Origin of the sequence: Parvimonas micra, from assembly GCF_021300775.1 — a bacterium.
GTDB lineage: Bacteria > Bacillota > Clostridia > Tissierellales > Peptoniphilaceae > Parvimonas.
Genome location: NZ_JAJTJP010000002.1, coordinates 213,194 through 236,395, shown reverse-complemented (window position 1 = coordinate 236,395; position 23,202 = coordinate 213,194). Strand labels below are relative to the sequence as shown.

At 28.5% G+C, this 23,202-nt stretch carries 20 protein-coding genes, 2 tRNA genes and 1 riboswitch; of the genes, 10 read left to right on the top strand and 12 right to left on the bottom strand.

Annotated features, from left to right (window positions below):
- Window positions 1-68: 68 nt before the first annotated feature.
- The 6 genes from LW893_RS04375 to LW893_RS04350 all read right to left on the bottom strand — a co-directional run bounded on the left by LW893_RS04375 (window position 69) and on the right by LW893_RS04350 (window position 5,539).
- The gene (locus LW893_RS04375; protein WP_233056006.1) at window positions 69-998 is read right to left on the bottom strand and encodes an alpha/beta fold hydrolase; all 930 of its coding nucleotides are present in this window, start codon (window positions 996-998) and stop codon (window positions 69-71) included.
- Between the two features lie 104 nt (window positions 999-1,102).
- Complete coding sequence (lipA, locus tag LW893_RS04370) at window positions 1,103-1,957, bottom strand: lipoyl synthase (protein ID WP_233056005.1); 855 nt, start codon at window positions 1,955-1,957, stop codon at window positions 1,103-1,105.
- 10 nt (window positions 1,958-1,967) lie between these two features.
- Window positions 1,968-2,954, bottom strand: coding sequence for a lipoate--protein ligase (locus LW893_RS04365; protein ID WP_233056004.1), 987 nt, complete (start codon window positions 2,952-2,954; stop codon window positions 1,968-1,970).
- A 102-nt stretch (window positions 2,955-3,056) separates the two neighbouring features.
- Window positions 3,057-3,860: a metal ABC transporter permease gene (locus tag LW893_RS04360; RefSeq protein WP_233056003.1), complete on the bottom strand. Its 804-nt coding sequence runs from the start codon at window positions 3,858-3,860 to the stop codon at window positions 3,057-3,059.
- The gene (locus LW893_RS04355) at window positions 3,860-4,531 is read right to left on the bottom strand and encodes a metal ABC transporter ATP-binding protein (RefSeq protein WP_233056002.1); all 672 of its coding nucleotides are present in this window, start codon (window positions 4,529-4,531) and stop codon (window positions 3,860-3,862) included. The genes LW893_RS04360 and LW893_RS04355 overlap by 1 nt, the downstream gene beginning before the upstream one ends.
- Before the next feature lie 9 nt (window positions 4,532-4,540).
- A complete protein-coding gene (locus tag LW893_RS04350; protein WP_233056001.1) occupies window positions 4,541-5,539 on the bottom strand; it encodes a metal ABC transporter solute-binding protein, Zn/Mn family in 999 nt (332 codons plus the stop codon).
- Window positions 5,540-5,644: 105 nt separating this feature from the next.
- Between LW893_RS04350 and LW893_RS04345 the strand changes: the two genes are divergently transcribed.
- From LW893_RS04345 to LW893_RS04310, 8 genes are all read left to right on the top strand, one after another.
- Entirely contained in the window at window positions 5,645-6,145 is a 501-nt protein-coding gene (locus LW893_RS04345; RefSeq protein ID WP_233056000.1) for a Fur family transcriptional regulator, read from the top strand.
- Window positions 6,146-6,228: 83 nt separating this feature from the next.
- Window positions 6,229-6,305: transfer RNA gene (locus LW893_RS04340), tRNA-His, on the top strand.
- A 5-nt stretch (window positions 6,306-6,310) separates the two neighbouring features.
- Window positions 6,311-6,394 (top strand) — tRNA-Leu (locus LW893_RS04335).
- An 84-nt stretch (window positions 6,395-6,478) separates the two neighbouring features.
- The gene (locus LW893_RS04330) at window positions 6,479-7,381 is read left to right on the top strand and encodes a ribonuclease H-like domain-containing protein (RefSeq protein ID WP_233055999.1); all 903 of its coding nucleotides are present in this window, start codon (window positions 6,479-6,481) and stop codon (window positions 7,379-7,381) included.
- Between the two features lie 100 nt (window positions 7,382-7,481).
- On the top strand, window positions 7,482-7,961 hold the full coding sequence (locus tag LW893_RS04325; protein WP_233055998.1) for a CarD family transcriptional regulator: 480 nt from the start codon (window positions 7,482-7,484) through the stop codon (window positions 7,959-7,961).
- 9 nt (window positions 7,962-7,970) lie between these two features.
- Complete coding sequence (locus LW893_RS04320) at window positions 7,971-9,041, top strand: PIN/TRAM domain-containing protein (protein WP_233055997.1); 1,071 nt, start codon at window positions 7,971-7,973, stop codon at window positions 9,039-9,041.
- A 91-nt stretch (window positions 9,042-9,132) separates the two neighbouring features.
- On the top strand, window positions 9,133-9,567 hold the full coding sequence (locus LW893_RS04315) for a hypothetical protein (RefSeq protein WP_233055996.1): 435 nt from the start codon (window positions 9,133-9,135) through the stop codon (window positions 9,565-9,567).
- 17 nt (window positions 9,568-9,584) lie between these two features.
- A complete protein-coding gene (locus LW893_RS04310) occupies window positions 9,585-10,037 on the top strand; it encodes a hypothetical protein (RefSeq protein WP_233055995.1) in 453 nt (150 codons plus the stop codon).
- 943 nt (window positions 10,038-10,980) lie between these two features.
- On the opposite strand, the gene LW893_RS04305 is transcribed toward LW893_RS04310, so the two are convergent.
- From LW893_RS04305 to LW893_RS04290, 4 genes are all read right to left on the bottom strand, one after another.
- A complete protein-coding gene (locus tag LW893_RS04305; RefSeq protein ID WP_269836901.1) occupies window positions 10,981-11,235 on the bottom strand; it encodes a DUF3343 domain-containing protein in 255 nt (84 codons plus the stop codon).
- On the bottom strand, window positions 11,235-12,509 hold the full coding sequence (locus LW893_RS04300) for a double-cubane-cluster-containing anaerobic reductase (protein ID WP_233055993.1): 1,275 nt from the start codon (window positions 12,507-12,509) through the stop codon (window positions 11,235-11,237). Before LW893_RS04300 ends, LW893_RS04305 begins: the two co-directional genes overlap by 1 nt.
- A 23-nt stretch (window positions 12,510-12,532) precedes the next feature.
- A complete protein-coding gene (locus tag LW893_RS04295) occupies window positions 12,533-13,348 on the bottom strand; it encodes a 2-hydroxyacyl-CoA dehydratase family protein (protein WP_233055992.1) in 816 nt (271 codons plus the stop codon).
- Between the two features lie 323 nt (window positions 13,349-13,671).
- A complete protein-coding gene (locus tag LW893_RS04290; protein ID WP_233055991.1) occupies window positions 13,672-17,358 on the bottom strand; it encodes an N-acetylmuramoyl-L-alanine amidase family protein in 3,687 nt (1,228 codons plus the stop codon).
- A gap of 185 nt (window positions 17,359-17,543) precedes the next feature.
- Window positions 17,544-17,657, top strand: a riboswitch (FMN riboswitch).
- Between the two features lie 46 nt (window positions 17,658-17,703).
- On the opposite strand from LW893_RS04290, the gene LW893_RS04285 reads away from it, so the two are divergent.
- Window positions 17,704-18,306, top strand: a complete 603-nt coding sequence (locus tag LW893_RS04285) for an ECF transporter S component (protein ID WP_399533163.1) — start codon at window positions 17,704-17,706, stop codon at window positions 18,304-18,306.
- A gap of 151 nt (window positions 18,307-18,457) precedes the next feature.
- Here LW893_RS04285 and LW893_RS04280 read toward each other — a convergent pair whose 3' ends face one another.
- On the bottom strand, window positions 18,458-20,044 hold the full coding sequence (locus LW893_RS04280; protein ID WP_233055989.1) for an ATP-binding cassette domain-containing protein: 1,587 nt from the start codon (window positions 20,042-20,044) through the stop codon (window positions 18,458-18,460).
- A gap of 466 nt (window positions 20,045-20,510) precedes the next feature.
- On the opposite strand from LW893_RS04280, the gene uraA reads away from it, so the two are divergent.
- A complete protein-coding gene (gene uraA, locus LW893_RS04275; protein WP_233055988.1) occupies window positions 20,511-21,776 on the top strand; it encodes a uracil permease in 1,266 nt (421 codons plus the stop codon).
- 935 nt (window positions 21,777-22,711) lie between these two features.
- On the opposite strand, the gene LW893_RS04270 is transcribed toward uraA, so the two are convergent.
- Window positions 22,712-23,173 carry a flavodoxin gene (locus LW893_RS04270; protein ID WP_233055987.1) on the bottom strand — a complete coding sequence of 154 codons (462 nt, stop codon included), beginning with the start codon at window positions 23,171-23,173 and terminating at the stop codon, window positions 22,712-22,714.
- Between the last annotated feature and the right edge of the window lie 29 nt (window positions 23,174-23,202).

Genomic DNA, 23,202 nt, shown 5'->3' with positions numbered 1-23,202 from the left:
TCCCTCCAATAAATAGCAGTTAAAACTAAAGAGGAGTAACTTTTAATATAACTCCTCTTTGTTCGCTCTTAGTTATTTTCATTTACATTTTCTAAAAAATTATAGATATCAAGATATACTTTTTCTTTACCTATTTCATTCAAAACTTCATGTCTCATTTTTCCATAAAGTTTAATTTTTAGATTTTTTATTCCTACTTTTTTATAAATTTTGTAAGTTTTTAAAACTCCTTTTCCATAAGCTCCAACTGGATCTTCTTTTCCAGCAACAAAAAGAATTGGCAAATCTTTTCTAATGTTTGCAATATTCTTTTTGTATGAGGCTTCTTTGATTAAAGTTAGTAGATCTAGAAAGAACATATTTGTGCAAAGATAACCACAATCCTTATCTAAAATGTATTTTTCAACTTCATTTTCATCTGATGTAAGCCAGTCAAAATCTGAATTTCTATTTTTTATTCTAGAATTATATCCTTTAAATCCAAGTCTATTTACAAATTCACTCTTTTTACTTCCATTTTTTGCACTAAAAAGTTTGGCTAAAAGCATAGAAATTCTATGTTTAATTCCATAAGGTTCTGTTGTTCCACAAATAACTGCACCATCAACACATTCGGAATATTCATTTAAAAAGTTTCTAACTATTAACGAACCCATACTATGTCCAAAAATTACAACTTTTTTATCCGGAAATTCTGCTCTTATATATTTGTTAAGAGTATATACATCTTCTATAAGTTTTATATCACCCTCTGTATCGGCAATATGTCCTCTTAATTCCTCTTCTTCACAAGTTTTTCCATGTCCTCTGTTATCCATTCCAAAGGCCCTTATTCCTTGTTTTTCTAAGAATAGTGCGAAGTCCTTATATCTTCTTATATGCTCAGTCATTCCGTGACAAATTTGCACAATCATTTTAGGATTTTTTAAATTTTCTGCAAAATCTACACAATATAGTCTTTTATCGTCTATACATGAATTTATGTAAAACTCCTTCATAAAACACCTCATAATAACAAGTTATAAATATTTTACCACAAATTAATTAATAAATACAGTAGTAAAAAAACTCATTTCTACAAAAGTAAAAATGAGTTCTATAATTAAAGTGCTTCCGCGTGATAAGAGCTTCTTACTAATGGTCCTGAGTTTACTCTTAAAAAGCCCATTTCAAAAGCTATATCTCTATATCTATCAAATTGTTGAGGATGTACATATTCCTTAACAGCTATATGGAATTTTGTAGGTTGTAAATATTGTCCAATTGTTACCATATCACAATCCACTTCTCTAAGTGCTTTTAAAACTTCAACAACTTGTTCTTCAGTTTCTCCGAAACCTACCATAAGTCCTGATTTTGTTTTAAGTCCACATTCTTTTGCATATTTTAAAACTTCTAAACTTCTTTGGAAGTTTGCAGCAGGTCTTACCTTTGGATAAAACGCTGGAATTGTTTCAACATTGTGGTTTAAAACATCAGGTTTTGTTTCATAAATAATATCCATAAGTTCTTTTCTTCCAGACATATCAGGAATTAAAAGTTCAATTGTAGTATTTGGATTATATTTTCTAACTTGTCTTACAACTTCTGCAAATTGATTTGCACCTTCATCCGGTAAATCATCTCTTGTAACAGAAGTTACAACAGCATGTTTAAGTCCTAGAATTTGTACAGCTTTTGCAAGATTTTCAGGTTCTTCTAAATTAATTGGATCTGGAGTATGTCTTGTTACATTACAGAAAGTACAATTTCTAGTACAGTTTCTTCCTAAAATCATGAAAGTTGCTGTTCTTCTTGAATAACATTCCATTTTATTTGGACAATTTGCTTCATGACAAACTGTATTTAACTTTAATCCCTCTAACATGCTTTCAACGTCACTTGTATTTTTATCTCCCTGAATTTTTAATTTTAACCATTCAGGTTTTCTCATTATTTCTGCTTTTTTTCTTAGCATATTACACCTCTTAAAATAATTTAATTATATCATCAATAAAGACTTCCTTATTCATTGACTTAATGTATCTATCAATCTCAATATCCTTAAGAGCCTCTGCAATAGCTTCTTTTGAACATTGAACTCCTTTTAATATACTACACAAATTATCTATACCCAATTCACTGAAAAAATCTCCCTCAATTGAGATGTCTTTAATTTTTTCGTTTTCAACATCAATACCTATTTCAACAACTCCACAAGAATATTTTTCTGCTTTTCTATTCTTTTTTAAAGAGCCATTTCCATAATTCCAGTTTTTTGTTGCAAAAATAGAATCTCTAATCTCGTAAATTTTTTTCATTTCTTCTTCAGTTAGAATTGTAGTATTAGTAATATTATACTCATCTTTTATGTAATCAATAGCTTTATCCATAAAAGTTTCAACATCCATATCAATCATATCCCCAATAAAGCCAACTCTAGATCTAACAGATTGTACTGCTTTACCCTTGAACTTTATATCTCTTGATTTCAATGAATTTGTTAAATTATATAGATTTGCTTTAAATAAGAAAGTTCCATGATGTAAAATCTTTTCTTTATTTTGATATTGAGCATTCCCACTTACCTTTGCTCCATCTATCTGAATGTCGTTTCTTCCAGTAAATTCGGCATTAAGACCTAATGAATTTAAGAAATTAACAACTGGCTTTGCAAATTTTTTAAATGACGAATCAACATCTTCTCCAGTCTTTTTAGTTATAAAAGTATATTGCATATTCTCAGTATCGCAATAAATTGCACCTCCACCAGATAATCTTCTGATTACATCCATATTATTTGCATTTGTAAAATCTAAATTTACTTCCAAATCAATATTTTGATAACGACCTAGTAATATACAAGGTCTATTTCTCCAAAGCATAAAAATATCTTCATCATAATTTTCCATTAGATAAAGTTCAATTGCGTGATTTAATGCCGGATCAAAATTTTTATTTTCAACAAAAATCATATTATCTCTCCATAAAATAAATTTTTAGCCAATTATATTTTAACATAAATCATTGTTAAAGAATAGTCCCAAAGCAAAAAAAGAAAATCAAATTGATTTTCTTTAAATTTTTAAAAGCTTTCTTAAATTTTGTAATATTACGATTGTAAAAAGTACTAATATTCCCGTTAAAACCATTGTTCCACCAGGTTTTAAACCTTGATAGAATGAAATTGTTATACCAGAAATCGTAAATGTCATTCCAAAGAGAATAGAGTAAATCACAGTTTGAAAATACGATTTTGAAACTCTTAACGCACATGCTACTGGAACGACCATTAATGATGAAACCATTAATACTCCAACAGTTCTTGAGGCTATTGAGATAGATAAGGAAATTAAAAATGTAAAAATTATATTTACACTTTGTACTTTTATTCCTGCAAGTCTTGCTCCAACCTCATCAAATGAAACATATAAAAGCGCCTTGTAAAGCACTGTAAAAACTGTTATTACAATGAAAAATACCAATGTAACTAAAATAACTTCAAAATCACTTATAGCGACAATACTACCGAATAAAAAGCTATTGAAATTAGCAGCACCTTTTACAAAATCAGAAAGAACTGCTGCAAGCCCAATTCCTAGACTCATCATTATTGCTGTTGATATATCCGAATTTTTTGGAAAATATCTTCTCATAATCTCTATTGAAAAACTTGCAATTGCACAGGAAATAATTGCAGTTATAATTGGATTTACTCTAAATATAAGACCTATAGTAACACCCGCAAGAGAAACATGGGATAAAGCATCCCCTATCATTGAATTTCTCTTATTTACCATTACAACTCCAATGCAAGGTATAACGATGGAAAGCATAATTCCAACTAAAAAAGCTCTTCTCATAAATTCAAGTTGAAACATTATCTTACCACCACTTTCTTATCTTTTATTTCTACAACTCTTGTCAAATTATCCTTCATAATTTCAAGCTCATGAGTTACAAGTATAATTGTAATTCCATGAACTCTATTTAAGTGAGTTAAAATTCTAAAAAGTTGATTTTTACTTTCTTTGTCAATTCCTGTTGTAGGCTCATCAAAAATTAAAATTTTTGGACTATTAATCAAAGACTTTGCAATCATAATTCTCTGTTGTTGCCCACCACTCATCTTATTTATAGGTGTATTGGCAAAATCTAGCATATTTACTTGCATTAAAGCTCTTTTTGCCTGTTCTATATGGCTTTTTTTTGAAAACTTAAAAAAGCCCATTTTTTGATATAGATTAAGTGTTACTATCTCTAATGCAGTAATCGGAAAATTTGGAATATTGCTAGCATTTATCTGAGGTACATAGCCAATTGTATTCCATTCCTTAAAATTCTTAATATTAGTATCTGATATAAATATTTCTCCACTTGAAGGATTAAGTTCTCTTAAAATCAATTTAAGCAAAGTAGATTTCCCACTACCATTTGCTCCTATAATTGCTATAAAATCTTTCTCTTGAATATCAAAAGAAAGATCTTCTAAGACATTAACTCCTCCACTATAAGAAAAAGACAGATCCTTTATCGAAATAATATTATTCAAAACATTCTCCTACTTTGTAGCTTCAACTAAGGCTTTTAAATTTTCTTCCATAAGTTGAATATAGTCTTTATTTTCTTTTGCTTGTTCTTCAGTTTGACCTTCTATTGTATAAAGCATTTTAACTTCTCCACCAATTTCTTTAGCGATAGTTTCTTCAACTTTATTTTCACTTAATTCTTCATAAAAAACAACTTTTATGCCTTCTTTTTTTGCTAATTCTACAACTTCTTTCACTTTTTCTAAATTAGGTTCAGAATCAGAACTCAAATTTTCAATTGGAATTTGTTTCAAACCATAGTCATTTAATAGATATGCAAAAGCTTCATGTGAAGTAATAACAGATTTTATTTTTGCATTTTTTAGTTGTTCAGAATATTTTTTATCTAAATCATCAAGTTTTACTTGTAATTTTTCTAAATTTTCTTTGTAAAATGCCTCATTTTCTTTATCCATTTCTACAACTTGATTATAAATATTCTTTGCAATAGTCTTCATATTTTTTAGACTTAACCAAATATGCGGATCATATTCTCCATGATTATGTTCTTTTTCTTCCTTATCATGTTTATGGTCCTCATCTTTATGCTCTCCATGTTCATCATGCTTATCATGTTCATCATGGTCATGGTCTTCATCTTCTGTTTTTAACAAATTAACATCTTTTGAAACTTCTACAATTTTCAAATCTTTAATTGAAGCTTTAAATTTATCTAGCCAACTTTCTAATCCAAGTCCATTTACTAAAATTACACTGCCTTCAGATAAGTTTTTCATATCTTGTGCTGTTGGCTCCCAATGGTGAACTTCCTGGCCATTTGGAATTAAATTTCTAACTTCAATTTTATCTCCAACAATTTCTTTAGTAATACTTTGTAGTGGATAAAATGATGTGTATATTATTTTTTTATCTTCTTTTTTTGTATCATTTTTTACAGAATCTTTGCCACAAGCTGAAAAAAGTGTTATAATAAGGGCAAAGGAAATGATTTTAGTTATGATTTTTTTCATAATTACTCCTTTTTTATATTATGAGAGCTTATTTGCAAATAGCACTCATTTACTTATAGTATTATATACCCTATTTGTCGAAAAATCAAGTAAAGGAGAGTATTTATGAAAAAAGTTTTTTTGAAAATTCTAAAAGATAATGACTTAAAAATCACAAAAAATAGAATGGCAATTCTTAAAGAATTAGAAAAAAGAGAAGTTCCTACAACAGCAGAAGATATTTACAATGCTATTTCAACAAAAGGCGATAAATATAGTATATCAAGTGTATATAGAGCATTAAATCAATTTTGTGATAAGAATATCGCTAAAAAAACAGCAGAAATCGACGGAACTACTTATTTTCAATTAAATCAAGGACATACTCATAGTTTAATCTGTGAAAAATGCAAAAAAATAATGCCAATTAATCATTGCCCAATACATAATTTAATTCATGATATAGAACATAAAACTGATTTTATTGTTACTGGTCATTATTTAGAAATTAAAGGTATTTGTAAAAATTGTCAGGAAAAACTTTCAGAAGAAGAACTAAAAGATTTACAAGATTCTAGTAAAGAAGCTCATAGTACACATAAATGCAAAGACGAAAACTGTATATAATTTAAAAAATTTTTAAAAAACTATTGACAATTTTTTAATAAATTGTTATAATATACAAGCGTTTAGAATAAATGCAAAGTTTGGTGGGTGTGGCCTAGCTGGTTAGGGCGTCAGATTGTGGCTCTGAAGGTCATGGGTTCGAATCCCATCATCCACCCCATATATGCAGGAATGGCGGAACTGGCAGACGCGCTAGACTTAGGATCTAGTGTCATTGACGTGGGGGTTCAAGTCCTCTTTCCTGCACCATGTTACTATGGATAGTAGTTAAAAAGTAGAGTTTTTCGACTCTACTTTTTTTCTATTTAAAATCATTTTAAGAAAGGAGTTGTTATGAAAAAAGTTGTAAATATTGAAAAAACTGATTCAAATTTTGAAAATTATACTTTATTTGATATTGAAACAACAGGTCTAAACAGAAGTAAGGACTTTATGTATATGTTTGGAATTTGCGAAAAAAAAGATAATGAATTGATTTATTCTCAATATTATATCGAGGATGAAAAAGAGGAAAAAGAACTGATTTTAGAGCTTTCAAAACTTTTAAATAATAAAAAAATTATCTCATATAATGGTGATAGATTTGACTTTCCTTTCATCAGAAAAAAAATGGAAAAATATAATATTCCTAAATTCAATTTTGAAAACATTGATATTTATAGGCAACTCCAAAAGCTAAATTTCTTTTTAGGAGAGCCTAGTCTTAAAGCTATAAATTTAGGAAAAAGACTTGGTTTTGATGTGCATGATCATGTTAATCAACAAGAAATGCCAAAGATTTTTAAGATGTATCAAGAGCTTAAAGACAATGAAATGCTATCAAAATTAATATATCATAATTATATTGACTTACAAGTTTTAAGCCATATTTATGAATATAAAGAGAGTATTTTAAATAGAATACTTACAATTAATAATAAGAAATTTACTGGAGTTTTGAAAACTCTTTATATACAAAAAAACTTTCTAGTTGTTAGACTTTCTAATCCTAAAAATCTAATTTTAAATTTTCATCAACAAAATTACAGCATTATAAGTAATAAAGACGAAATAAAAATAGAATTGGAATTAGAAGAAGGTCTTATAGAAAACAATATTAAAGCTAAGGTTTTTAAGTCAAAATACGACAATAAAATCTTTAAAGAATCTAAAAATTTAACTGAAAATTTCATTCTTATATTAAAGCAAAATAAATTAATTAAAGAAAATTTACTGCTTTTACTCAATATTATTTAGTGTATAAAACATAATAGTCCTTTAACTTTTTTTGTATTTGGTGTATAATAGTATTGGAGGGTCGTTATGTAGTTGTTGGTTAAATTTTTAGGAGATTGCTATGGATGTTGGTGAAAAAATATTTTATCCTATGCATGGAGCAGGTTTTATTAAAAACATAGAAAACAAAGATCTCGATGATGTTCAAGAACGATTTTATGTTATAGAGTTCCCTTTTGAACAAAATTTGCATATTTTCATCAAAGAAGAAGATATAAAAAATTTTCAATTTAGAGAACTCGTAAACCTAGATACACTTGATAAAGTTTTTGATTATCTTAGTTACGAAAAATGCCCTATGCCGAACAATTGGGTTCAAAGGTACAAAGAGAATACACAAAGACTTAAGTCTTCAGATATTTTTGAAATAGCTTATGTTTTTAAAGGATTGGCTGTAAGAAATGAGAAAGGTAAACTTTCTCTAAAAGAATTGTTTATGTTAAACCTTGCTAAACGAATTTTGATTTCAGAATTTGTTATGGTAAGTGGTTTTCCAAAGAACAAAATAAACAAAATTATAGAATATTCAACAGAACATTAGGAGGAAAGTATGTTTAAAGTTTTAAGGTACTTGACCTTTGTTTTTGGTGGCCTTATTGGCATCCTGATTGCCTATGGCTTTGGTCAAGTTACGTCGTTAGAGTTAAGCAAAGATGTTTTAGTTTCAATTTATGCAGTGTTTGCAATTATTTTTGGTATTATTTTTTATTTATTATTCCCTGTCATAATTAAGAAACTTACAGATATATTTGAGGATATTAGAAAAAAAGCTCAAAAAACTCCAACTTCAGATATTGTTAGTGCAATTGTTGGACTTTTAGTTGGTTTAGTTATAGCTTTTTTAATTTCCCTACCGATTTCTAATATAGAGCTTCCTGTTGTAGGAACTCTTTTAAGTGCAACAATCACAATTTTCATTTATATTGGACTTGGATTTGCAGGAATTAAAATTGCAGTTGATAAAAAAGAGGAACTATTAAAGTTTAAACTTTTTTCAAGGGAAAAATCCGTAAAAAAAGGACAATCTTGTCCTAAGATTTTAGATACTTCAGTTATTATAGACGGTAGAATTTACGATATAGTTAAGACTGGATTTTTAGAAGGCCCTATTATTATTCCAATGTTTATGGTTAAAGAATTGCAATATATTGCCGATTCCGAAGATCCTAATAGAAGACAAAGAGGAAGACGTGGTCTAGATATCTTAGATTTGCTTAAAAACGAAAAAGATGTGGAAATAAAAATCGTAGATAAAGATTATAAGAATATTAAAGAAGTTGATCATAAGCTTTTAAAACTTACAGAAGATTATCATGGAAAGCTAATTACAAATGATTATAATTTGAATAAAGTAGCTTCTCTCCAACAAATTTCAATACTTAATATAAACGAGTTAGCTCTTGCAGTTAAGCCAGTTGTAATTCAAGGTGAAAAACTTATTGTAGAAGTTATAAATCGTGGTAAAGAACCTGAACAAGGTCTTGGATACCTTTCTGATGGAACTATGATTGTAGTTGAAGACGGAAAAGATTATATTGGACAAACTATTGAAACAACGGTAACAAGCATATTACAAACACCTGCAGGTAAAATGATATTTACTAGAAAGAATTTAAAATAAAATGTTTATTTCAAATGAATTGATTTCAACATACTTTTTTATATAAACCAAAGTATGTTAATTATAAAAAATTTATTGAAAGGAGAAATTTATGAACGAAAGAATCTACAAATCAACTTCTTTTCAATTTGTAAAAGAATTGATAACGTTGGTTATTGCTTGTGCATTTTTAGGCTTTATTTTACATTTCTTTGTCCAACTATATGTCAATGTAATAGTTGTAGCAATTGTAGGAATTGTGTCATTATATTTTACACTTAGTGATAAAAAACTATATGTTAAAGTTACTGATGAAACTTTAACAGTCGTAAAAGGCAAAAAAATTGATGAATATAATATAGAAGAATGTGCAATGAAAGCTAGAATAAAAAATAATGATATTCTAACTTTATATGTAACTGATTCAAATGATAATACTAAAAGTTATGATCTTTCATTATTAGGTTATAAACAATTTCAAAAGCTCATTGAAGATCTTACTATTATCGGAGATAAATCAGAACCGATTACGCTTAAAGCGGAATAATTTATAGGAGGGACATTATGGATAATATTTCACAAATAATTAAAAATATGGGAGTTATGGCTTATATAATTCCTGCAGTTTTAATAGTTTATGTTATCGGAATTGTAATTTGGATGAAAAAGAGAAAACAAGGATATGAAAAATGGCTTTCTGACCATCCGGATGCAGTTAAAATTTATCTAGTTACTAGCTTTAATGCATTTTCAAACAATAGTCTTGCCGGAAGAATTTTAAGTTCAAATGCTTATCCAAAAATAGCATATGAAGGAACTAAATCAGTAATTTATGCATTACCAGGAACAGTAGATGTTGAACTTGCTTATAGTTATACAAGACCAGGCTTAGTACATAAGAACGTAACTAAAACTTGGGGACCTACTAAACTTTCACTTGAAGTTGAAAAGGGAAAAACTTATGAATTAACTTTCGATAAGGATGAAGAAACTTTTAAATTTAATGTACAAAGATAAAAACAAACTTCGACAAAAGTCGAAGTTTTTTTAATATTTTTGTTTTTATTGTGAAATAACAAGGTTCCCGAGTACCCAATGTATCTACGATACATTTACTTTTGCTTGTAAACAAGCAAAGTTAGAGCTAAATTCACTACGGTCGAGATGACGTATAAAGGAAGTCTCTTTGTTTAAGAGCTAGACGTTAAAAGTAAATAAACTTCAAATTATTTTTATGAATATAGTAGAAAAAACATAATAACTTATTTAAAAATATAGGCTATAAAACAAAATAGTTCACGTCATAGCAATTAGAAAAGAAGTACCCCAAAACACGTCATCTCGACCGGAGTTGAGCTAAGCGAAACGAAGCGGAGAGATCTCAACTATTGCTTGTTTACAAGCAATAGTATTTCTGAAAGAAATAAAAAATATAATTTCTGTATGTATCTGCGATACATTTACTTTTGCTAAAGCAAAAGTATGAGATCTCTCCGCGTTGGTCGAGATGACGTATAAAGGAAGTACCTTTGTTTAAGAGCTAGACGTTAAAAGCTAATAAACTTCAAATTATTTTTATAAATGTAGTAGAAAAAACATAATAACTTATTTAAAAATATAGGCTATAAAACAAAATAGTTCACGTCATAGCAATTAGAAAAGAAGTCCCCCCAAACACGTCATCTCGACCGGAGTTGAGCCAAGCGAAACGAAGTGGAGAGATCTCAACTATTGCTTGTTTACAAGCAATAGTATTTCTGAAAGAAATAAAAAATATAATTTCTGTATGTATCTGCGATACATTTACTTTTGCTAAAGCAAAAGTATGAGATCTCTCCGCGTTGGTCGAGATGACGTATAAAGGAAGTACCTTTGTTTAAGAGCTAGACGTTAAAAGTAAATAAGCTTACGAAAAAAATAATAAGAAAAACCCTAGCATAGTAATAGCTAGGGTTTTTCTCTAACAAAATCTCATTCTATCAGGATTAATATCTTTTTCTTTTTCGTAGAATTTTAAAATCTCTATTTTATTTTCTAAAATCAACTTTTCTATCAATTCTCTATCCTCAATATTATAATATAAAATGCTTATTCCACAACAGTGATCTTCTGTTTTTGGTGTAGGTGCTATTGTGCATTTTATACCATTTTCTTTCATTAATTGATAAAGCTCCTGACCATTTTTTGTGTCCTTAAAAAATATATAATATAACATTAGCTCATCATCTCTATGAATGCACCAATTCTAGTTTTTAATTGTTCACTATCTGAATCTGTATAGTCAGTTTCGATTCCAAGAACAGGAATTTTTGCTTCTTTCAAAGCTTTTTCTACGATTGTTCCCTCTGTGTCATAAAGTGTACAGAATTTTAGGTTAATATCAATAACTCCGTCAATATTATATTCCTTAACCAATCTCATTATATCATCAACTCTTTCAGTATTTGGAGTAAAGCATGCACAATTTATACTTCCTAAATATCTACGAGTTAAGTTTTCTACCATTTCATCAATAGTATTTCCACTTTCGTCAACAAGATGTTCTGAATATCTATTACCTGTACACATTTCTTCGCATACAACCATTCCACCAATATTTTCAACTATTTGATGAATCTTCCAGTTAGGAATTGAAAGTGGAGTTCCTGTTAATAAAATTCTCTTTGCTCCTTTTTGATAAACACTTACATTATTTTTAGCTCTTTCTTCAAGTTCATCACAAAGTCTATTTACTTGTGCTGTAAATCTTACTGGATCATCATAAAATGCAATTTGTGTAATAAGTAAAACATCTCTACCTGAAATAGGAACATTTTCTAATTTTCTAAAGCTATTTAATCTTTGTAAAGCTCTTCTCTTATTATTCAATGTTATAATAGCATTCTTTAAACTTTCTTCAGTAATCTTATTTCCAGTTAATTTTTCTAATTCAGCCATATAGGAAATAATTTCTTCTTTCCACTTAGCAAAGTCTTTTTCTCTTTTCATTTGTGGAATATCCATAATATACATTGGAGCATCTTTCGCTAAAATTTCCCAAGCTTTTTTCTTTCCATCGCAAGTTGTTTCGCCAACAAAAAGGTCAGCAATTCTAAAGAAAGGACATGTTCTATCAAATCTTGCTCCAAGTGATGCTTTAATTAATGGACAAGTTGATGTTGGAAGAACTTTTTCTCCACCTGGAACCCAAAATTGAGATCCACTACAAAGACCAGTAGCGATTGCTCCTGCCCCTAGTACAACTTCATCAGGAACGTGTATACAGAAAGAACCTACAACTTTTCCACCTTGTTTTTGGAATTCAATAAGCTCAGCAGGTCTAATTCCGTGAATTTCTGCAACAACCATATTGAAATAATCCATACTCTCTGGTCTGTTTTCTTGACTTAAAAAAACATCTCCAAATGCAACAGGTAAAACTTCGCATAAGATATCATGAGTATCAACGTCCATATTTAAATCTTCCCACATTTTTCTGTAATCAGCCATTTTTTGCCTCCTAAAATAAATTTTTATTTATTATCATAGGGACAATTCTCAAATAAAATATCTAATTTATCAACTCTATTTTCATTATATTTTTCTTTTAAAAACTCATAGCCACTTTTTTTATAAGTTTTAAAAACTTCTCCTAGACAAAAATTTTCTACAATCTGATAGTCTTTATATTTCTTATCTATATCGTCCAAAACTTGAATTGCTCTTGGTACATACAACTTTTGTCTTTTTTTGTCTACAACTTTGTAATTCGACAATACCCTATCAATCATAGTAATTTTATCTTCCAATGAGAAGATAAATTGAGTATAAAATTCAACTTCGTATAAAAATCTGGAATCTATATCTGTTTTGGAAAGTTTTTCAAGCTTTGAAGAAATAATTTTGGATAATTCAACTGCATTTAAAAATTTATTTTCAAAAAAATCTCTATTGTAGACTTCTACAACTCTATTTTTTAATTTTTCTACATTTCCGTCATAGAAATAAATCTTATCTTTAAGTTTTTCTTTCATTGTTTTTAAAAGTAAAGGACAGGAATTATCCACAACAAGTAATTTTGCATTATAAATTAAAGGACATTTTTTTGTTAAAGCATAAGTTAGTGTTGAATTAACTATGCTACATAAATTTTTTTCATTAGAATAATTTAATATGTATCTATCTACCCCATCTAAAGGTAGAGGTACTAAGTCAAAACCATAAAAAATCTCTTTTGGAACAGTTTTTCCTAAGTATCCTATTATGTATCTTTCATTATCTAATCCCATTATTGTCTCTATAAATGCATTTCTTCTTAGCTCTAAAATTTCTTCTCTCAAATTTCCCATAATCTCTTTGATATAATCATATTCCCTTCTTTATAGTACATTATCATTTAGATATCTCTCAAGAATTTCTATGATAAATTCAATCTTTAAAAGTAAGTATTTGGCAATTTTTAACCATCACCTCCAAAAAATATTATCATTTAGTCAAACACATTACCTTGTATTACTATAATTGTATTATAACACTAATGTATTATTAAGTAAAATTAGAATTTTTAATTAATAATGCTTATTCATAATAAAGTTTAATAATAAGCTATTGATTTTATAATAGTAAGCATAAAAAACTCCGATGATATTATCGGAGTTTTTAATAATAATATTTATTTAACTAATACACCGTTTGAGTCAAATGTATAGTTTACATTGTTGATTTTAAGAGTTTTGCCTTGTGCGATTAATCCGCCTTTTTCAGCATAATACCACTTTCCACCTACCATGAACCATTCACTATCTGCAATACGTCCACTTGCATTTGCAAAGTACCAATTTCCATTTACTAATACCCATTCGTTTTGTGAAATTCTACCATCTGCATTTGCATAGTACCATTGTCCATTAACGATTATCCATTCGTTTCTAGACATTGTTCCATTTTTCTCAATATAGTACCATTTTCCATTTTCTTCAAACCATTGATTTGATAACATTTTTCCGTCTTTATCAAATCTATACCATTCATTATCTATTGATTTCCAGCTTTCTTTTACAGCTACTTGTCCATCTGCTGATTGGTATGTCCATGATCCATCATCATTTTTAACCCAATTATATGTTTCTGGATTTTCTGGATTTTTTGCCTTATATTCTACCCCATATTTAGAGAAGTGAGTTGCTACAAATGTTACAAAACTTTCGTCTTGTGTAAATTCCATTTCTTTATTTTCGTTATTATCGTTCAAATAGAATACCTTAATAGCTTCCCTACCATTTTCTTTTGGTATTTTAACAGTATATTCATCTATTGGTAATTGAACTTTTTCTTTTGTAACTGAATCTATAAAATAAATATCAAAAACAGCAACATCTTTTGACTTAATTATATCTACTTTATTAACTACTATTTCTTTTCCAGTTAAATTTTTACCTGTTACAGAAATATTAGTTTCTGAATCCGTAAGAGTTTGTACTTCATCTGGAGTTATATTGCTCTTGTAGATAAAAGTTATTTCCTTAATATCTTTAACTTTTTCTTCGTGAATATTTAAAATTTCTTTTTCTTCAACACTTCCATCAGCTCTTACAACTTTGTATTTAATAGCTTCAAAGTCTTCATTATCTTTAGGTCTTACATTAAAAGATCTAAGTTTAGACCATTTATATCCTTTAACAGTAGCTCCTTCAAACACTTCTTTTCCATCAACAGTTTCGTGTTTTACCTTAACTTCAGAGATTTCATCTGCTGTAAGATTTTCTTTTTTACCAACTTTGTCATTAACAACAGTTGCCTTTACATAAATTTCTTCATCAAAATTTTCTCCGTCAACTGCAACTATGAATTTGAAAGTCACATCTCCATTAGGATTTGTAGGAATAGTAACATTTCTTGGGCAGATTAGTTCAAACATTTGTGTATTTCCGTTTCCGTAAATTCCAGTTCCATCTGCACTTACCATTATGAAATTATCCATACTATCTGATGTTCCTTCATTTTGTAATGGATACCATTCAATTCCATTTTCATCTACAACTTTAATCTTTGTTAAAGCCTTATTGAAATTTGCTCCAAACATAGTAACCCAAGTTTTTTTACTTTCTTGTCCTACTGGAGTGAATGTATGAGTTACATCTGGATGATCAGTTCCACCACCTGTTGTACCATAAGATTGGATTGACATAAAGCTTAAAATTGGCTTGTCAGTCAATTTTTCTGTTGGTAAAACTGTTGCAACTAATCTTTTTGCTCTATTTTGTAAAATATTAACTCCAATTGCTGAAGAATATGTTTTACCTTTATCTAAAGATACCATAACTGAATAAGTTTCAGCTTTTTCAGTAGAATTTTGTGGTAAAACAAAAGTTATATTTTGTTCTTTATTATTTACTACTTCTACTTTTACATTTGCTGTATCTGTAATTTCAGAATTAGAAGTTTTATCTTTATTATTCTTTAAGATTTTAACCATTACAGCTTCACTTAAATTTTCACCAACTAATTTTACTTTTACATTTCCACCAATTTTAGTTAAAACTTCGCCCTCAACAATATTTGCCTGATTAACAGTTGGTAAAGCATCGTTTATAAATCTTTCAAAAGCTCTATTTTCTCTGTTTTTACCATCTTTGATTACTCTATCTTCTAATTTTACTTTTGCAGCTAATTTTATTTCGATTGGATTTGCTAAAGTAACTATAACTTTATCTTCAACAATTTCTACCTTATCTTCTGCTTTTAAAGTTTCAAATTCATCAGTTCCAGATTTTTTATATGAAATCCCAGATTTTAGAGTTTCAATATCTTTTACTGCAAATATTTCTTCATCAAATTTTAAAGTTATTTTTGTCTTACTATTATCAAGATATACATTACTTGGAACTAAGTCTACGATTTCTCCGCTTTCTTCTCCGCCAACAGTAACAATAACTTCTTTATCATTTAATTTAATCTTATAAACATCTTCTTTATCTGTCATTGACTTAGGGAATTCCAAAGAAGCACTTTGCACTTTTTCTGTTCCGTGGAATTCATAAGGTAGATTAACTTTAGTTTCTGCACCATTTTCAACTTTGAAAATTTCAAGTTTAATTTTGTCAGATTCAAGCTTTTCACCTCTTACAGTGATTGTATTTAAACCACCATCTTTAGGTAAATTTGGAGTCTTTACTTTAATTTCATTAATTACCATATTACTTTCTTCAGCACCAGGAGCAACAGTAACATTAACTGTTGGATTATCTTGGAATTCTGTTTCAGAGCCATTTGTATTAAATTTTAAAGTATAAACTTTTTCACTAGTAGTATTATTTTTAGGAAAATCAATAGAAATAGTCTTTCTAGCCTTATCTCCTTCAACTACAGCTTTCTTTCCTAAATTAGTATCAACATTATTTAATAATACTTGTACCTTTACTTGATCAGCTGTAATATGATTATCATTAACTCTTTTAGTAATTAATTCTAAATTAGCTTTTCCACCTTCTGTAGGTAAGTTTTGATTTTCCGGCGTAACTCTAACAATTGCATTTTCTTCAATTATTTGTTCACCTGGAGCAACTTTAATTAAGAATACTGGTTCATCTTGAAATACTGTTTCAGAACCATTTGTATTAAATTTTAAAGTATAAACTTGTTCACTAGTAGTAGTATTTTTAGGGAAATTTAAAGTCATTGTCTTTTTAGCTTTTTCACCTTGTACTTCTACATTTTTGCCTATTTCAGTTACAACTCCATCTAATGATACTTGAAGTTTTACTTTATCTGGAGAAATGTGTTTATCATTAATTCTCTTAGTAAATACTGTTAAATTAACTTCCCCACCCTCTGCTGGAAGATTTTCAACATCTGCAGTTATATTTACAATTGCATTTTCCACAACAGGTTTAGGATCTTCAGGTACTACTGGAGTTACTACCCCACCACCTTCAGAAGAAGATTTTCTAATTCTAACAACTTTTTTAAATTCTTCGTAAAATGATCCATTATCACCATTTACACTAAAAGTAACTTCATATTGTATACTTTTTCCAGTTTCATTTTTTGGAAAAGTTAAAGTAACTACCTTTCTACTTGAACTTTCTTTTGTGTCTTCAGAAAAAGTAATTGAGTTTTCGACATCTGCTAGACGTTCTGTCTGACCTTTAACAACTACCTTTGCCTTAATATCATTATCCTCTAAATCAGAACCTTTAAGTGTGAAAACTCTCTTTCCATCTTCTTCTGGAGATGTAATACTAGAATCCACCACTTCCGTTAGAGCGCTTGATTCTTTTGCATATGTACTTATTCCAATAGAACTAAATACTATCGAGAACAATAGTACGAATGCAAAAATCTTTTTAAGCATTTTCATAATAAATTACCTCCGTAAAATAAATTTTGTGCTATTAAATTATATACCATAAAAAAATAAATTGCAAATATTTTGACAATTGATTAGTATTCCTTATGAATACAGCTTTATATATTAGGATATCTTATTAAAGTTAAAAAAATTTTGTCTTTTATTGACAATGCTTATTAATTGTGATATACTCAAATTGTCTTCAGGGCGAGGGTCGTTTCCTCACCGGCAGTAAAGTCTGCGAGCATTATGCTGAATTGGTGAAATTCCAATACCGACAGTTAAAGTCTGGATGAGAGAAGAAATTGTCATGCCCTAAAGATGGCATTTTTTTTTGCTAAAATTTAGGAGGTTATTATGAATAAAAAATTTGGTATTTCAGAAATCACAAAAATTGCAATTCTTGCATCTATATCCGTACTTTTAATGTTTATTAAAGTTCCACTACCATTCGCACCAACTTTTATGGAAATGGATATTGCAGAGCTACCTGCTCTAATAGGTGGATTTGCAATGGGACCACTTGCAGGATTTTTAATTGTTTGTATCAAGCTTTTATTAAATATTATAATTAATGGAACAAAAACTTTTTATGTTGGAGAGCTTTCAAACTTAATAGTTTCATCAGCTTTCGTTTTAACAACAGCTTTTATCTACAAACACAATAAAAGCAAAAAATCTGCTTTACTAGGACTTGTAATAGGTAGTATTACAATGTCTTTAGTTGCAACATTAAGCAATTATTTTGTTATTTTCCCACTTTATGCAAAACTTTTAAAGATTGACTTAAATGCTTTTGTAGGAATGGTTGCAAAGATAAATCCACTTGTAAAAAGTTACTTTACATTAATGTTATTCTCAATATTACCTTTTAACTTAGTTAAAACAGCTGTTACTTCAATAGTAACATCATTATTATACAAAAGAATATCACCAATATTAAAGAAAAAAGCATAGATTTCTATGCTTTTTATTATTACAAATTAAGAAACAACAAAATATAAAACTAATCCTTACACGATACTTTGCATTGGATAGTTTTTTTATAATATTGTTATTTAACAATAAAAAAACGGCTATTTTTACAAATTAACCGTTTTTTTTATTTTTAATTTTCTATAAATACTTTCCCATCTGATACTCTAATTACATTATCAAATTTTTTAAGATGTTCAATTGATGTATTATGTGTTACAACTAAAACCGTTTGATCTGATTTCAATAAAATATCCTCTAGTTTTAATACACTTTCAGTATCAACACCTGTAAAAGGTTCATCTAAAACCAGTATCTCTCCTTTTCTACACATTATACGAAGTAATGCAAGAACTCTTTTTTCTCCACCGCTAAAATTTGAACAGTCAGTGGTATTTCTACCAAGAATATCCTTAATTATTGCAACTTCATTAGCATTATTCGGAATATAATCATAAGAATATGAATCAAAAACAGTTACATTTTCCTTTACAGATGCACGATAAATATGCTCATGTTGACTCATATAAAGTAATGTATTTGATAAATTGAGCTCTCTTACATTTTCTCCGTCAATAATGACTTCCCCTTGATTTGGCTTATGTATTCCAAGTAATAAATTTAAAAAAGTTGACTTTCCTGCACCTGATTTACCAATAATTGCATATTTTTTTCCTTTTTCTATTTTTAAGTTTATATCTTCTAGTTGTAGTTTATCAATTGTAAGATTTACATTATCAAAAATTAATTCATTTTTGAAATTTTCCAATTCTCTTTTATTTTCTGTTTCTATTTTTTTATTTAAAAAAGAAAGAATATTTTGTTTTGTAGAATTTACTGAACGGATAGCTGTAATGTCATAGAGTAAACTATCAATAGGGTCAATAAAAGCTGAATAATAGCTTAATGTCGCTATTGCCACACCTACAGTTATCTCCTTTTTATAGAATAAATATCCTACAATCGCAAAAGTAAAAGCCCTAACCATTTTAGTCATTAAATCGCTTAATCCAAGTACCATAGCCTTTTTCTTACCAAATTCATATCTTTTATCTGCAGTTTTATGTAGAATTTCATTATGTCTGTTTTTTATATTTTCAATTGTTTTAGAATTTATTAACCCAAAACCTTCAAGCAAATCGGAAATGGTTGAAGTATATTTTCCAAGATGCCTTTGGTAATTACTTCTGCTATTATCCAACATTTTTCCGAATATCTTTGGAATTAAAATAGCAAAAATAGAAGATAAAACTACTACTAGACCAATTTTATAGTTGATATTCATAAAAATAATAACTCCATAAATCAACATCATATTTACAGAACGAATTACATCTACAATAGGTTGTAAATAATCTTGTTCTAATGCAGTAATATCATTTGATTGAATAGAAATATATTCCCCTATTGGTTTCTCGTGAAAAACTTTACTATTCATATTAAAAATTTTATCAAAAAAATTCTTTTTAAGTCTTGTTTCAAACGCAATTCCTGATTTAAATGCTACTAAAATACAAAAATATTGCATTAATGAATAAATTCCAAGTAACAAGGCATATAATAGAATGGCTAAAATGATTTGACTTGAGGTGCTTTGTAATCCATAATCAAATAACCACTTTTGAATAAGTGGTGTTAACGCTAAACAGATAACTCCAATAAAATCCAATACTACTTGAAGAATAATATATTTTTTAACTTTAGATAAATAATCTTTCATTTTTTACTCCTAAGTATTTATAGTAAAATAAAACTCTATTTTTAAAACTAGATATATTCAATTAAATTATATCATACTTTTTATTTCTATAACTTTTTTAGCGGTTAAGTATGATGAAATTAAGTTCTCTTTTTAAAATGTTTATGGCAAACTTAATTATATCATACTAAAAGTCAAAATGAAATCTTTAATTTTTAATAAATTTATGCAATTTAAAACTTTACTTTTTCCTTTTTATGATGTATAATTGTGAAGATAAATTTAAGGAGGTAAGTTATGACGAATTTAGTTAAGCTTTTTGTTACAAATAAATCTAACTATTTTTATTTTGTTTTGACGACTCCTTTTTTCAATTTTAATAACAGACTTACTGTCTTTAAAAATATTATATTTAATTATTAATGAAATAACTTTTGTTATTTCATTTTTTTATATATTTTTTTAGACTTAAGTCAAAGGAGGTTTTATGAATAATAAAGAAATTATTGGCGTAAGGGACAAAGTACCTTTTTCAATGCTTATCCCTTTAAGTTTGCAACATACTTTTGCAATGTTCGGAGCTTCTGTTTTAGTTCCTATTCTATTCAATGTTAACCCTGGTATTGTTCTTTTGATGAACGGTATTGGAACATTGTTATTTATCTTTATCACAAAAGGAAAAGCTCCTGCATATTTAGGTTCAAGCTTTGCCTTTTTAGGAGTTGGCGGTGTTATTATAAACACTATGGGTTATAGATATGCGCTTGGTGCTTTTGCAACTACTGGATTTTTAGGTTGTATCTTGGCTTATATAATCTACAAATTCAGAACAGATTGGATAAATATTGTACTTCCACCCGCAGCAATGGGTGCAGTTGTATCTCTTATAGGTCTTGAGCTTGCAGGAAATACAATAAGAGGCGGAAAAATTGGTGCAAATATATTGACTGAAACTTCAACTAATGCAGATGTATATGTATTCTTAATAACACTTTCTGTTGCAATTTTAGGTTCAGTAGTATTTAGAAAGTTTTTAGGGACTATTCCTATACTTATTGCAATTATATGTGGATATATTGCAGCTCTTGCTTTTGGAATGATAGACTTTTCAGCAGTTACATCTTCAACATTATTTACAATACCAGATTTTCAATTCCCTATTTTTGACTTCAAAGCAAGTTTAATAATGTTTCCTGCATTACTTGTAATAACTTCCGAACATATAAGTCACCAAGTTGTAACAAGTAATATAATAGGTCAAAATCTTTTAGAAGATCCGGGCTTACACAGAAGCATTTTTGCCGATAACTTCTCAACTATGTTATCAGCTCTTGTAGGCGGAGTTCCAACAACAACTTATGGAGAAAACATAGGCGTAATGGCAGTTACTAAAGTTTACTCAGTTTATGTAATTGCAGGTGCTGCAGTAATTTCAATCTGTATGGCATTTATAGCTCCTTTAAGTATGTTAATTCAAAGCATACCAGGAAATGTAATCGGTGGAATAACATTCTTACTTTATGGAATGATTGGTACATCAGGAATAAGACTTTTAGTTGATTCAAAAGTTGACTACTCAAATAGCCAAAATTTGATTTTAACTTCAGTTGTATTCGTAACAGGACTTAGCGGAATTTCAATAAATTTCTTCGGAATGGAATTAAAAGGAATGGTTCTTGCAAGTATGGTTGCAGTAGTATTAAGCTTAATATTCCATTTCTTAAATAAATTTGGTCTTTCAAATCATAAATAAATAGGATAAAAACAAAAACTCAACTTTTTTCAAAGTTGAGTTTTTTTAAATAATATAAAAAGTTAGAATAGCAAAAATATTCACGTCATAGTACTTTTAAGATAAATCCCCCAACACGTCATCTCGACCGAAATGAGTGAAACGAATGAAGTGGAGAGATCTCAACTATTGCTTGTATACAAGCAATAGTATTTCTGAAAGAAATAAAAAATAAAACAGCTAGATATAATTGCAACGAAATTTTCCTAAAGACTTATAGTTAATATATCTTTTTTGATGTATCTTCGATACATTCACTTTTGATAAAGCAAAAGTGTGAGATTTCTCCGCTCCGTTTCACTTCGGTCGAAATGACGTATAAAGAATAATCTTCGCCTATTAGCTTAACGTGAAAAGTAAACAAACTTTAAAATTTCTTTATAAATTGAATAGAAAATTAAATATTTCACGTCATAGCAATTAGAAAAGAAATACCCCCAACACGTCATCTTGAGCGAAACGTAGTGTAGTCAATCTAGCCCTAACTTTGTTTACTCGTAAACAAAAGTAGGTCTGACGGGATAATTGTATCGTTAGATACAATTGCTCTGAAGATCTCAACTATTATTTGTTTACAAATAATAGTAAGTCCTATAAAGGACTTATAAAACATCTATATATAATCATAACGAAATTATCCTAAATACTTATAGTTAATATATCTTTTTTGATGTATCTTCGATACATTCACTTTTGCTTGTAAACAAGCAAAGTTAGGGCTAGATTCACTTCGCTATCACTTCGGTCGAAATGACGTATAAGGGAAATAGCGTCGATTAGTAGCCAGACGTTAAAGGTAAATTAACTTCAAGAATTCTTATAAGAAATTGTATAAAAATAGCATAGAAAAAACTCAACTTTTTTTAAAGTTGAGTTTTTCTATAAAATCCATAATTCTATAAATTTTTTTCTAACCATTTTTGTAATTCATCAAAATCATAAAATCCACTTAATGCTAATCCATCTTTTACTGTTGAATTTTTACATTCTTTCTTTATATAATCAATCATTTTTCCGAATCCTCCACCACCATGAGTGCAGAAAGGAATAATTGTTTTGCCATCCAAGTTGGCAGAACGTAAAAATGTAAGAACCGGTGGTGCAAAAGTCTTAAGCCAATTAGGTGAACCTATAAAAACGACATCTACATCATCAATATTTCCTATTTCTTCAGTTAAAGGTGGACAGTATCCCTTATCAATTTCAATTCTAGCTTCTTTTACAGCTGTATTATACGAAAAAGAATAAGGTCTTAGTGGTTTTAATTCCAATAAATCTCCGTCTGTGATTAAAGCAATATCTTCTGCTAATCTCCTGGTTATTCCCGAGTAGGAATAATATACAACCAAAATTTTCATCAAAATCTCCTTAAATTTCAATTTGAAAC

What these genes read in the sequence shown, in the direction of transcription:
- lipA (WP_233056005.1), bottom strand. Translation starts at nt 1,957, where the DNA reads ATGCTAAGAAAAAAAGCAGAAATAATGAGAAAACCTGAATGGTTAAAA.
- LW893_RS04280 (WP_233055989.1), bottom strand. Translation starts at nt 20,044, where the DNA reads ATGAAAGATTATTTATCTAAAGTTAAAAAATATATTATTCTTCAAGTA.
- uraA (WP_233055988.1), top strand. Translation starts at nt 20,511, where the DNA reads ATGAATAATAAAGAAATTATTGGCGTAAGGGACAAAGTACCTTTTTCA.
- LW893_RS04345 (WP_233056000.1), top strand. Translation starts at nt 5,645, where the DNA reads ATGAAAAAAGTTTTTTTGAAAATTCTAAAAGATAATGACTTAAAAATC.
- LW893_RS04305 (WP_269836901.1), bottom strand. Translation starts at nt 11,235, where the DNA reads ATGTTATATTATATATTTTTTAAGGACACAAAAAATGGTCAGGAGCTT.
- LW893_RS04295 (WP_233055992.1), bottom strand. Translation starts at nt 13,348, where the DNA reads ATGGGAAATTTGAGAGAAGAAATTTTAGAGCTAAGAAGAAATGCATTT.
- LW893_RS04315 (WP_233055996.1), top strand. Translation starts at nt 9,133, where the DNA reads ATGAACGAAAGAATCTACAAATCAACTTCTTTTCAATTTGTAAAAGAA.
- LW893_RS04350 (WP_233056001.1), bottom strand. Translation starts at nt 5,539, where the DNA reads ATGAAAAAAATCATAACTAAAATCATTTCCTTTGCCCTTATTATAACA.
- LW893_RS04365 (WP_233056004.1), bottom strand. Translation starts at nt 2,954, where the DNA reads ATGATTTTTGTTGAAAATAAAAATTTTGATCCGGCATTAAATCACGCA.
- LW893_RS04290 (WP_233055991.1), bottom strand. Translation starts at nt 17,358, where the DNA reads ATGAAAATGCTTAAAAAGATTTTTGCATTCGTACTATTGTTCTCGATA.
- LW893_RS04330 (WP_233055999.1), top strand. Translation starts at nt 6,479, where the DNA reads ATGAAAAAAGTTGTAAATATTGAAAAAACTGATTCAAATTTTGAAAAT.
- LW893_RS04320 (WP_233055997.1), top strand. Translation starts at nt 7,971, where the DNA reads ATGTTTAAAGTTTTAAGGTACTTGACCTTTGTTTTTGGTGGCCTTATT.
- LW893_RS04360 (WP_233056003.1), bottom strand. Translation starts at nt 3,860, where the DNA reads ATGTTTCAACTTGAATTTATGAGAAGAGCTTTTTTAGTTGGAATTATG.
- LW893_RS04300 (WP_233055993.1), bottom strand. Translation starts at nt 12,509, where the DNA reads ATGGCTGATTACAGAAAAATGTGGGAAGATTTAAATATGGACGTTGAT.
- LW893_RS04270 (WP_233055987.1), bottom strand. Translation starts at nt 23,173, where the DNA reads ATGAAAATTTTGGTTGTATATTATTCCTACTCGGGAATAACCAGGAGA.
- LW893_RS04310 (WP_233055995.1), top strand. Translation starts at nt 9,585, where the DNA reads ATGGATAATATTTCACAAATAATTAAAAATATGGGAGTTATGGCTTAT.
- LW893_RS04375 (WP_233056006.1), bottom strand. Translation starts at nt 998, where the DNA reads ATGAAGGAGTTTTACATAAATTCATGTATAGACGATAAAAGACTATAT.
- LW893_RS04325 (WP_233055998.1), top strand. Translation starts at nt 7,482, where the DNA reads ATGGATGTTGGTGAAAAAATATTTTATCCTATGCATGGAGCAGGTTTT.